The sequence below is a fragment of the Streptomyces carminius genome, from assembly GCF_002794255.1.
GTDB classification, from domain to species: domain Bacteria; phylum Actinomycetota; class Actinomycetes; order Streptomycetales; family Streptomycetaceae; genus Streptomyces; species Streptomyces carminius.
Genome location: NZ_PGGW01000036.1, coordinates 1 through 2784 on the forward strand (window position 1 = coordinate 1; position 2784 = coordinate 2784).

Sequence of the window (2784 nt, forward strand, 5' to 3'; positions counted from 1 at the left end):
TGGTCTGCCGGGTGGGCGGCGCTGTGCCTCGGGCACACGACCGTGCCGGTTCACGGCGTGTCGGACGCCAGTCCGACCCGGTAGGCGAGGACGACGGCCTGGACGCGGTCGCGCAGGCCGAGTTTCGCCAGGATGCGCGACACATAGGTCTTGACGGTCTCGGGCGTGATGAACATCGCCGCGGCGATCTCCGCGTTCGACAGCCCCTCGGCGATCAGCCGGAGCACTTCCAGCTCGCGGGGGGTCAGTGCGCGCACGATGTCCTGCCTGGCCGGCCGGGAGGTGTCGGCCGGTCGCAGATGCTGGGCGAAGTGGCCGATGAGGTGGCGGGTGACGGCGGGTGCCAGTAGGGCCTCGCCCCGGGCGACGGTGCGGATGCCGCCCACCAGTTCCGCCGGGGGCGCGTCCTTGAGGAGGAAGCCGCTCGCTCCGGCGCGCAGCGCGTCGTAGACGTAGGCGTCGACGTTGAAGGTGGTGACGACCAGGACCTTCGGCGCGTCCTCGGTGTCGGGGCCGGCCAGTTGCCGTGTCGCCTCGATGCCGTCGAGCAGGGGCATCCGGATGTCCATCACGACCACGTCGGGGCGCAGCCGCCGCGCGGCCTGGACCGCCTCGTGGCCGTTCTCGGCCTCCCCGACGACCTCCATGTCGGGCTGCGCGGAGAAGATGGTGACGTAGCCGGTCCGCACCAGCGCCTGGTCGTCGCAGACGAGCACACTGATCGGTGGCGGCGCGTCGTTCACTGGGGTCACTCCTGAAGGGGCCTGGACGGAATCGTGGCGCGGACCTCGAACCCGCCCTCGGGCCGGGGACCGGCCTCCAGTTCACCATCGAGCATCCGCACCCGTGCACGCAGCCCCGCCAGTCCTCGTCCGCCCGCGGGGCCCGGCTTCCGCGTGACCGGTGCGGCGACCGGTCCGTCGGTGGTCACCTCGATCTCGATGTGCTCGGCACCGTGCCGGAGCAGGACCCGTGCCGGCTTGCCTGCCGCGTACTTCATGGCGTTGGTGAGCGCCTCCTGCACCACCCGGTACGCGGCCAGTTCCACGTCCACGCTCCGCGGCCGCCGCTCACCCTGCTCGCTGAACCCGACCGGCTGGCCCGACCTGCGGGCCTGCTCGACCAGGTCCCCCACCCGCCCCAGGGTGGGTGCCCGGCCCGCGCGCGCCGGGTCCGCGGACGCCGACTCGCCGGTCGCCTCCAGGACGCCGAGCAGGTACCGCAGTTCCGTCAGCGCCCGGCGGCCGGTGTCGCTGACGGCGGTCAGTCCCTCGCCGGCGCGTTCCGGCGCGGACGTGAGCAGGAACTGCGCCGCGTCGGCCTGGACCACCATGGCCGTCACGTGGTGGGTGACCACGTCGTGCAGTTCGCGGGCGATCCGCGCCCGCTCGGCGGCCGTGGCCGCCTCGGCGGCCAGCCGCCGCCGCTCCGCCTCCTCCGTCCGCCGCGCGCGCACCGTACTCCCCACCAGCCAGGCCGCGGCCGGAGCCAGATAGAACGCGAGGTAGTCCGGTACCGACAGCGGCGAGCCGAGGCGGTCCAGGACGACGGCCAGCACGGCGTAGCCCGCACTCGCCATGGCGGCCAGACTGCGGCGGAAGCGGACCTGATGGGCACCGGCGGAGTACAGGGCCACATACAGTCCCATACTCGCGAAGGTCGTCGGGAAGCCCAGCGCCTGGTGCACGGCGAACGCGCCCGCGACGACGGCCAGACAGGCCGCGGGCCACCTGCGGCGGACCGCCAGCGGCAGGGCTTGGGCCAGGACCAGCCCGACACCCAGTACGTTCGCCGGCCGCTCGGGCAGGTCGCCGAGCTGCGCGCCGAGGTTGGACAGGGTCGGCACGAGGGTCAGCAGGGTGAGCGTCAGGGCGAGGATGCCGTCCTTGAAAAAGGCACCCCGCTCCTGCCACCAGTCGAGCGGCGCCCGGAGCAGCGGGAGGCTCCAGGGCGCCTGACGGGACATCATGTCGGTTTCCTCCGGTCGGTCTGTCTCAGCGGCTCGTGTGCCGGCGGGTCCTGATTCCGCCGTTCCGGCGGGCGAGGACGAGCATCGGGGCGGCGATGGCCACGCCCATGAGGACGGGCATGATCGACGCCTCCAGACCGAAGCTGCCGCCGGTCAGAAGGGCGGAGCCGTGGGTGTCGACGGTGAACAGACCCTCGGGGGCGTGTCCGGAGACCGGGATGCCGAGCAGCTGCTGCGTGAGGTTCCAGGCGAAGTGCAGCCCCACGACGAACCAGATGTTACGCCGCCACAGGAACGCGGCTCCGAGCAGGACGCCCGCCTCCAGAGCGATCGCCACTGCGCTCCACGCGTTCGCGCCCGGGGTTCCCAGATGGGCGACACCGAAGAACAGCGAGGTGATCACGAGGGCGGCCCGGCTGCCCCACAACTGCTCCAGAGCCTGCAGGGCAAGACCGCGGAACAGCAACTCCTCGGTGACCGCGGCGCCGATCTGGACCACCACCGCGGTCCAGACGACCGACATGAAGCCATCACCCGCCCAGGAGAACGAATAGCCTCCGAATGCCGTGATCAGGAGGGCGGAGACGAGGATGAAGCCCAGGCCGATCCCACCGCCCAGCAGCACTTCCCGGCCGGCCCCGGCCCGGGCGATCTCCGGCGTGGAGCGTCGTGCGACACGGCGCATGACCAGCCAGTACACGGCCACCGCGGCGACCGCGCCCAGCACCGGCACCGGGCCGGGGCCGGTCGCCGTCAGGCCCGAGACCAGGCCGATGCCGACCATCCCCGTCAGCATCCAGCCCAGCGGAGAACGC

At 72.6% G+C, this 2784-nt stretch carries 3 protein-coding genes; all 3 read right to left on the minus strand.

Annotated features, from left to right (window positions below; genetic code table 11):
• Nucleotides 1-50 precede the first annotated feature (50 nt).
• The gene (locus tag CUT44_RS08890; RefSeq protein ID WP_100201597.1) at nucleotides 51-743 is read right to left on the minus strand and encodes a response regulator; all 693 of its coding nucleotides are present in this window, start codon (nucleotides 741-743) and stop codon (nucleotides 51-53) included.
• A 5-nt stretch (nucleotides 744-748) separates the two neighbouring features.
• The gene (locus CUT44_RS08895) at nucleotides 749-1969 is read right to left on the minus strand and encodes a sensor histidine kinase (RefSeq protein WP_100201629.1); all 1221 of its coding nucleotides are present in this window, start codon (nucleotides 1967-1969) and stop codon (nucleotides 749-751) included.
• A gap of 25 nt (nucleotides 1970-1994) precedes the next feature.
• On the minus strand, nucleotides 1995-2784 hold a 790-nt coding region (locus CUT44_RS08900), incomplete at its 5' end, for a CPBP family intramembrane glutamic endopeptidase (RefSeq protein WP_199185655.1).

Excerpts from the sequence above, each read along its gene's own strand:
- CUT44_RS08895 (WP_100201629.1), bottom strand. The coding sequence starts at position 1,969 with ATGATGTCCCGTCAGGCGCCCTGGAGCCTCCCGCTGCTCCGGGCGCCG.